Below are 8,290 nucleotides of genomic sequence, written 5' to 3'. Positions count from 1 at the left end.
CCGCCAGGTTACCAAATACAAATTTTGATTTAACTATTTTAAATAAATAGAATAAAGCAAAGCAGAATAAAAGATAAGAACCCCAGTTGAAAAGCTGGGGTTTTTGTTTTTGGAATTTACTCATTATTTAATCAAATAAGAGTCTAATTTTAGTTTTCAATAAATATGTCTATTTATATCATTTACCGTTTTGATTTTTCATATTTTTCAAATAGACTTTATATACTCATTTTTAATCTCATCCATTATGCTTAAAAATTTAGATGAAATAACCTCAGGTATTATCGCTGACCCCAAAAATAAAGATTTTACAGAACGTGGAATTTTCCCTTTATTTTCGGCGCCTAAAACAGCTCGAATTAATATTGTTGGTCAAGCTCCTGGGTTAAAAGCTGAGCAAACTCGTTTATATTGGAATGATAAAAGTGGTGATCGTCTGCGTGATTGGTTAGGTGTGGATTACGATTATTTTTATAATTCTGGGATGTTTTCGGTCCTTCCTATGGATTTCTATTACCCTGGAAAAGGTAAATCGGGTGATTTACCTCCTCGTCAAGGTTTTGCAGAAAAATGGCATCCAATGATTTTAGAGCATCTACCTAATATTCAGCTCACTATTCTTATTGGACAATATGCTCAGAAATATTATTTACCTGAAAATAAAGATAATGTAACTAACACTGTTAAAAATTATCGTCAATTCTTACCGCACTTTATGCCTCTCGTGCATCCTTCCCCACGTAATCAGCTTTGGATAACAAAGAATCCTTGGTTTGAAGAACAAGTTATTCCTGAATTACAAATTTTAGTCAAACAGATAATTAATAAAGACTAAGTTTTTCATTTCTTACGCACACATAGTAATAACAATCTCTTTTACTTTATGGATATAATAAAGCCTGTATGCACAGGTTTTTTTATAACGATAATAATGTTTTAGGAGATTTGATGAAAAATTTCAAATATTTTGCTCAGAGTTATGTGGATTGGGTTATTCGTCTTGGGCGCCTTCGTTTTTCTCTTTTAGGCGTGATGATTCTCGCGGTTTTAGCTCTTTGTACTCAGATTTTATTTAGTATATTTATTGTTCATCAGATTTCTTGGGTAGATATTTTTCGTTCGGTAACTTTTGGCTTACTCACTGCGCCTTTTGTTATTTATTTTTTTACTTTATTGGTCGAAAAACTTGAACATTCTCGTCTTGATCTTTCTAGTTCGGTTAATCGTTTGGAAAATGAGGTTGCAGAGCGAATTGCCGCTCAGAAAAAATTATCTCAAGCATTAGAAAAGTTAGAAAAAAATAGCCGTGATAAAAGTACCTTACTTGCCACAATAAGCCATGAATTGCGCACGCCATTGAATGGGATTGTCGGGCTTAGTCAGATTTTACTTGATGATGAATTAGACGATCGCCAGCGTAATTATTTAAAAACTATCAACATAAGTGCGGTCAGTTTAGGCTATATTTTTAGCGATATTATTGATTTGGAAAAAATTGATGCCAGCCGAATTGAATTAAATCGTCAGCCAACAGATTTCCCCGCCTTATTAAACGATATTTATAATTTTGCCAGTTTCCTCGCCAAACAAAAAAATCTTATTTTTTCTTTAGAGCTTGAACCTAATTTACCTAATTGGTTGAATCTTGATCGTGTTCGCTTGAGTCAAATTTTGTGGAACTTAATTAGTAACGCGGTGAAGTTTACAGATCAGGGAAATATTATTCTGAAAATTATCAGAAATCAGGATTGTTACCATTTTATTGTGAAAGATACAGGAATGGGGATTTCACCTGAAGAACAAAAACATATTTTTGAAATGTATTATCAAGTGAAAGAAAGTCGTCAGCAAAGTGCGGGTAGCGGTATTGGGTTGGCTATTTCTAAAAATCTCGCTCAGTTAATGGAAGGGGATTTAACAGTTGAAAGTGAGCGAGGAAAAGGCGCGACTTTCCATCTTACTCTCCACGCTCAGGAAATTTCTGAAAAAGAATCCGTTAAGAAAAATATTCCATCCTTGAACATTCTTTTAGTAGAGGATGTTGACCTCAATATTATGGTTGCGAAAACTATTTTAGAAAAACTTGGGCATCATGTTGATGTTGCTACAAATGGCAAGCAGGCGATCACTTTATTTGAGAAAAATGTTTACGACATTTTATTGCTAGATATTAAATTACCAGATATGAGTGGTTTTGAAATTGCCCAATATTTGCGAGAGAACTATGAGAACGGTATTTATGATTTTTTACCGCCAATGATTGCTTTTACCGCCAATGTTATGCAAAGCGAGCAAGAATATTTAGAAATGGGCATGGATGGCGTATTACGCAAACCCATTTCAATTAAGGATTTACACCATTGTTTGCAGCAATTTTTTGCGGATGAAAGCGAATCTATTATAGAAATGAATGATGATAATGAGCTTTCAGAACAGTTTGATTTAGCGCTGATTGAAACGCTTGGAAAATCCCAAATTTTAGAAAATTTATCTTTATTCAAACAAACGATGCCAAATTATCTGGCTCAATTATCAAAAGATAATATGAAAGACACAGAAGATACCGCCCATAAAATTAAAGGCGCAGCGGCATCGGTGGGGTTAAATCATTTACGTCAATTAGCGGATACTTTAGAAAGTGCGGCTAAAAATTCTGATGTTTTTAATTGCAGCGAATTGATTGATGAAATTGGGAATCATTGGTTAGAAAATGTAGAAGAGTTAGCTCAATTTTGTCACACTGATGATAAATAGACAGATAACTTGGCATAAGTTGATTTATTTAAAGTTAATACTGATATGTTAAAAAAGAACCCAGCATTTGCTGGGTTTTTTATTTACTTTAGAGACCTATTATTGTTATTGAATTACCATTGGTATCCGTATGCTGCACCAACCATCGCATCTTTCTTACCTGCAAGGTTAGATGCACCGCTGAATTTGATAATGTGTTTACCATTATCAGATAAGCGAGAGTAACCCACTGCTAAAGCTTGTTGACCACGATAGCTTGTGGTTGCAGCAGAAACCATTGAACGACCTGAAATATGTGGCTGTGGTAACATACCCATTGCACCCGCAGTTGCGATACCACGGCTTGCGCGTTTATCCACATTATCAATTTTGTTGTTCAATTTGCCCATTTTACCATCAATATCGCCTAAACGATTGTTAATATTATTGATTGAGTATTTTGATTTACTTTCTGAGCAACTTTATGTAATTGATCGCCATTCACTGCATCTTTCGATCCTGCTTCAACTTTACCGCCATTTACTTGAAGGTTATTGATCACAGTATTTCCACCAGCAGGGTTATTAATATTCATGATAACATCTTTGTTATCCACTTTTTCGCCTGTTGGGTTGCCGTTAGCATCCGTTTTTACATAATTGCCATTATCATCACGAACAACATTGTTACCATTTTTATCCGTGAATTTAACGCCATCTACATCAACAGAAATTGAGGTTTCATCGGCATCAGCTGGTGTTGCACCTTTTTTCGTTACCGCTTTCACCGTTGTGCCGTTACCATTTTTAAAGTTAACTGTATCTTTCGGTGTAACTTTTTCTGTTTGGGTTAATGGATTGCCATTAGTATCTAGGGTGTTTTTGCCATTTTGTTTAATTGAAAAACCAACATCTTTATTATTCAATACATTCTCAATATTGTTGCTGATATCATTTGCAATGTTTTGCTTATCGGCATCAGTTAAACCACCTTTAATGGTTACAGTATTGCTCCCTTTATCTAAGCTTACTGTTACACCATTTTCACCTTTAAATGTGACTTTCTGATCTTTAATTGGATTTTCATTTGTACCATCAGAGATAGTCCATGCACGGTTGTCAAGATTAGTAACGTTTGTATTGATATCACCTAACTTAGTATTAATAGCTGCAATATCACCTTCATTTTTAGTTACACGAGTGTCAAGAGCAGATGTCATACCATAAAGCTGTGAACCATTAATTGCATCGGTTGAATCTTTTGAAATCTCACCTGCTGCAACGTGTTTGATTTGGCGTTCTTCCCCTTTCTTACCAATAGAAACAAAGCGACCTTGTTTATCTCCAGCGGCATCAGCAGGTTCTCCATTTGTATCTTTACCACCTAAATTACCCGCAAACCCTGAGTAAGTGGTTTTACCAACTTCTGCTGAATTTACAGCTTTAACAGTATGTTCTTTACCTGTACTATTATGACCTAATACTACTGCTCCGTTACGTATTTTATCTCTACTATCAATTTCAACATTGTTACCTAAAACCATCACTTCTTTGGCATCGACAGTATTATTTGAACCTATAGCTGTGCTGTCTGTACGTGTTTTACCGTATGTTTTACCAACAATTGTTTTATAACCTATAGCATTTGAGCGATCACCGTATGCTTGAGCTTCATACCCCATAGCATTTGAATAATCACCTTCAGCTATAGCATTATAACCAACAGCATTTGAACCTGCTCCATAAGCTTTCGCTAAGCGACCAATTGCCGTTGTTTGATAGTTGTTAGCATGAGCCTCAGAACCAATTGCTATAGAGAATTGAGTATCACTATCTTTATTGGAAAGACGAGTTGCATCTTTTTCTGCTCGTTCAATTGCTAGTTTAATTCTTTCCAATGTAGCTGTTGCTGAAGCTACTTTAAATTTATTTTCAGCAGAGCCATCATCTTTTAGAGCCTTTTGAGCATCCGCTAACACTTTTTCAGCTCGGGTTTTCAAACCTCTCAAACGAGTAACTTCAGCCATCATTTCTTTAGATTGAGCTGTAGTTAAACCACCAGCGAGAGCATTATCACCTATCGCAAGGGAGTTATCTTTTACAGCGTGTGCGCGTACACCGACAGCCGTTGAGTTTTGACCTACCGTCATATTTGCAGCACCAGTTACGGCTTCAAAACCTAGAGCTGTTGAAGCGCCACCACGTGCACCAGCTTTATAACCAACCGAAGTGAGACCTTGACGGACATTACTTGGGCCATAACTTTCTAAAATTTGATATTTAGCTTTATCTTTGCCAGCTTGATCAATTCCAGGATTAAATTGTTCACCAATACCACGATCTTCCCAATCCGCAGCGGCACCAGAAAGTGCACCAATAGCTACAGAGTTATCATAATTTGCAGCAGAAATTGCACCGATTGCTGTAGTGCCATTTTTATTATCAGCAGCCAAAGCAAAAGGACCAACTGCAACAATACCTTCTTTAACTGAATCCCAACCTTCGTGTGCCCGCATATCTGAACGAGCCCCAACGCCCATAGCAACGACTGGACCTACAGCTTGGGAACCATAACCTACAGCAGTACTGAATGAATCTTGAACATTTTTAGCTGAATCACCAGCAGTTGTACCATCAGAACCACCTAAGGTAATGTGATGACCGATAGCAACATCCCCTGCCTTACCTGCTGATTTCCCGTTTTCACTGTAAACTTGAGCAGGGCTATTGATTTCATAACCAATTAAGATTTGTCCATCATAAACTTGCTTGTTTTGTGAACCAACAACAATAATATGTTTAGGTTTACCATCCAGACTATTTGTTTCAGTCGTAACAGCATTTTTATTATCATTATTAATTATAATAACTGTTTGTCCCGGTTTGGTAACGATATTAGTAGCAGGAGTCTCTGGGACAGGTGTTAATTTTGGCAATTCATTATCTGCAGCCATTGCACTTGATACACCTAATACGGATGCCACAGAAAGTGCGGCTAATGTTGAGACTGTTTTTGATGCACTTTTGCCTTTTGCAGAAGCTAATTCTCCTGCCACAGTCCATGATTGCGTTGCAGCATTCCAGATAGTTTTATAAATTCGATTCATTTGTTTTTTTATCCTAAATAGTTAATTTAACGAAAGTTAGAGAGCATTCTGAATAAACTTCAGACAATAAGAGAATCAGTCATTATTCCTACTTGTTCTAAAGTGTTGCGAATTATAATGAAAAAAATGTGTAAATAAATTGAATTTACAATTCTTTACATTATTTTTACATTCTATTTATTCATTTTTTGTGATGATTTTTAATATAGACCCAGTTGTTAATTGGGGTTATTGATATTCTTGATAGTCTGATTTCGGTGGAAATAATATGGTGAAATGTATAGATATATTGATTATTTTTATAGCAAATAGGAATATTTAAATGGGAATAGAAAGGCGGACTTAAGTCCGCCTGATGATTAGTTATTTGCAATGCCTTTGTGTCTTAACAATGCATCTAATTGCGGCTCTCTGCCACGGAAGCGTTTGAAGAGTTCCATTGGTTCTTCTGAGCCACCACGCGTGAGAATTTCATCTAAGAATGATTTGCCGGTGATTGGGTTGAAAATACCTTCTTCTTCAAAGCGTGAATAGGCATCAGCTGATAAGACTTCAGCCCATAAATAGCTGTAATAACCTGCAGCGTAGCCCCCTGCAAAAATATGGCTGAAGCTGTGCGGAGTTCTTGCCCAATCCACGCCTTTTATGACGGCAACTTGTGATTTCACCGCTTTAAGTGTATCTAAAATTTGATTGGTTTTTTCCGTATCAAAGGTGTGATGTAAACGGAAATCAAAAATCCCAAATTCAAGCTGACGTAAGATAAACATTGCGGCTTGGAAATTTTTCGCTTTTAACAATTGCGTGAGTTTTTCTTTTGGCAACGGCTCGCCTGTTTCGTAATGCCCTGAAATAAACGCCAAAGCCTCTTCTTCCCAGCACCAGTTTTCCATAAATTGACTTGGTAATTCCACCGCATCCCAAGGCACGCCGTTAATCCCCGCCACATCGGAGACATCAATTTGCGTGAGCATATGATGGATGCCGTGACCAAATTCGTGGAATAGGGTAGTCACTTCATCGTGCGTAAATAAGGCTGGTTTATTCCCTATCGGTGCATTGAAGTTGCAAGTTAAATAAGCCACAGGAGTTTGAATGCTGCCATCCAGTTTACACTTGCGTCCGATACAATCATCCATCCAAGCACCGCCACGTTTGTGTTCGCGTGCATATAAATCAAGATAGAAACTGCCACGGAGTTGATCGTTTTCATCGATTAAATCAAAGAAACGCACATCTTTATGCCAAGTGTCCACGTCTTTGCGTTCAACTGCACGAATATTGAAAATGCGTTTAATCAATTCAAACAGTCCTGAAATCACGCGATTTTCAGGAAAATATGGGCGAAGTTCTTCATCGTTAATGGCATACAAATGTTGTTTTTGTTTTTCGCTGTAAAAACCAATATCCCAAGGCGCAAGTTCAGTGACACCAAATTCTTTTTCGCAGTAATCTCTCAATTCTTGCAGTTCTTTTTCGCCTTGTGGTTTAGCTCGTTCGGCAAGATGATCTAAGAAATCTAGCACTTGTTGTGGGTTTTCTGCCATTTTGGTGGCAAGTGAAAGTTCGGTGTAAGTATTAAAACTGAGTAATTTCGCCAATTCCACGCGTAATGTAAGAATTTCTTCCATAACTTTACTGTTGTCCCATTTGCCTGCATTAGGGCCTTGTTCTGAGGCGCGTGTTGCATAAGCACGGTACATTTCTTCACGCAATGCACGATTTTCACAGTAAGTCATCACAGGCAAATAACTTGGGATTTCTAACGTAAAACGATAGCCTTTTAATCCTTTACTTTCGGCAGATTGTTGTGCTGCTTGTAGTGCGGATTCAGGTAAGCCTGCAAGTTCTGATTCGTTTTCAATGAGTTTTTCCCAGCCCATTGTTGCATCTAATACGTTATTGCTAAATTGTGAATTTAATTCTGATAAGCGCGCAACAATTTCGCCATAACGTTGTTGTTTATCTTCGGAAAGCCCGATACCTGAAAGTTCAAAATCACGCAGTGAATTTTCAATGGCTTTCTTTTGTGCAATAGAATAGTCCGCAAATTCAGCACTATTTTTTAACGCTAAATAGGCATTATAAAGCCCTTTATGCTGACCAACCCAAGTGCTGTATTCAGAAAGTAAAGGCAAGCACGCTTGATAGGCTTCACGTAATTCAGTGCTATTTTTTACTGAATTGAGATGAGAAACGGGGGACCACGCACGATTTAAGCGATCATTGGTTTCCGTTAAAGGCAAAATGAAATTTTCCCAAGTAAAGTGCGGTTGTTTTAACACTTGTTCTATCGTATCGCGACAATCTTGAATTAATTTTTCAACAGCTGGTTGAATATGTTCTGGCTTGATTTGTGAAAATGGCGGTAAGTCTTGAATGTTAAGTAATGGATTTGACATAGACATAAATGTTCCTTTTTTGAAAACTACTTTTTATGTGACGGCAAAT

General features: G+C 37.0%; 5 protein-coding genes. 2 read left to right on the top strand and 3 right to left on the bottom strand.

Going from position 1 to position 8,290, the window contains the following annotated elements:
• The first annotated feature begins 247 nt into the window (after positions 1–247).
• The gene (locus tag A8M50_RS03475) at positions 248–835 is read left to right on the top strand and encodes a uracil-DNA glycosylase family protein (protein WP_005646644.1); all 588 of its coding nucleotides are present in this window, start codon (positions 248–250) and stop codon (positions 833–835) included.
• Between the two features lie 113 nt (positions 836–948).
• Positions 949–2,754, top strand: a complete 1,806-nt coding sequence (locus tag A8M50_RS03470; RefSeq protein ID WP_005646579.1) for an ATP-binding protein — start codon at positions 949–951, stop codon at positions 2,752–2,754.
• A gap of 113 nt (positions 2,755–2,867) precedes the next feature.
• On the opposite strand, the gene A8M50_RS03465 is transcribed toward A8M50_RS03470, so the two are convergent.
• The 3 genes from A8M50_RS03465 to prlC form a co-directional block, all read right to left on the bottom strand.
• On the bottom strand, positions 2,868–3,134 hold the full coding sequence (locus A8M50_RS03465; protein WP_216818625.1) for a YadA-like family protein: 267 nt from the start codon (positions 3,132–3,134) through the stop codon (positions 2,868–2,870).
• Between the two features lie 26 nt (positions 3,135–3,160).
• Positions 3,161–5,839: an ESPR-type extended signal peptide-containing protein gene (locus A8M50_RS03460; protein WP_005646587.1), complete on the bottom strand. Its 2,679-nt coding sequence runs from the start codon at positions 5,837–5,839 to the stop codon at positions 3,161–3,163.
• A gap of 359 nt (positions 5,840–6,198) precedes the next feature.
• Positions 6,199–8,241, bottom strand: coding sequence for an oligopeptidase A (gene prlC / locus A8M50_RS03455; protein ID WP_032826601.1), 2,043 nt, complete (start codon positions 8,239–8,241; stop codon positions 6,199–6,201).
• Between the last annotated feature and the right edge of the window lie 49 nt (positions 8,242–8,290).

It is taken from the genome of Haemophilus haemolyticus (assembly GCF_001679045.1).
Taxonomy (GTDB): Bacteria; Pseudomonadota; Gammaproteobacteria; order Enterobacterales; family Pasteurellaceae; genus Haemophilus; species Haemophilus haemolyticus.
Note: the sequence above shows the minus strand (reverse complement) of the source record. Positions and strands in the feature narration are given on the sequence as shown.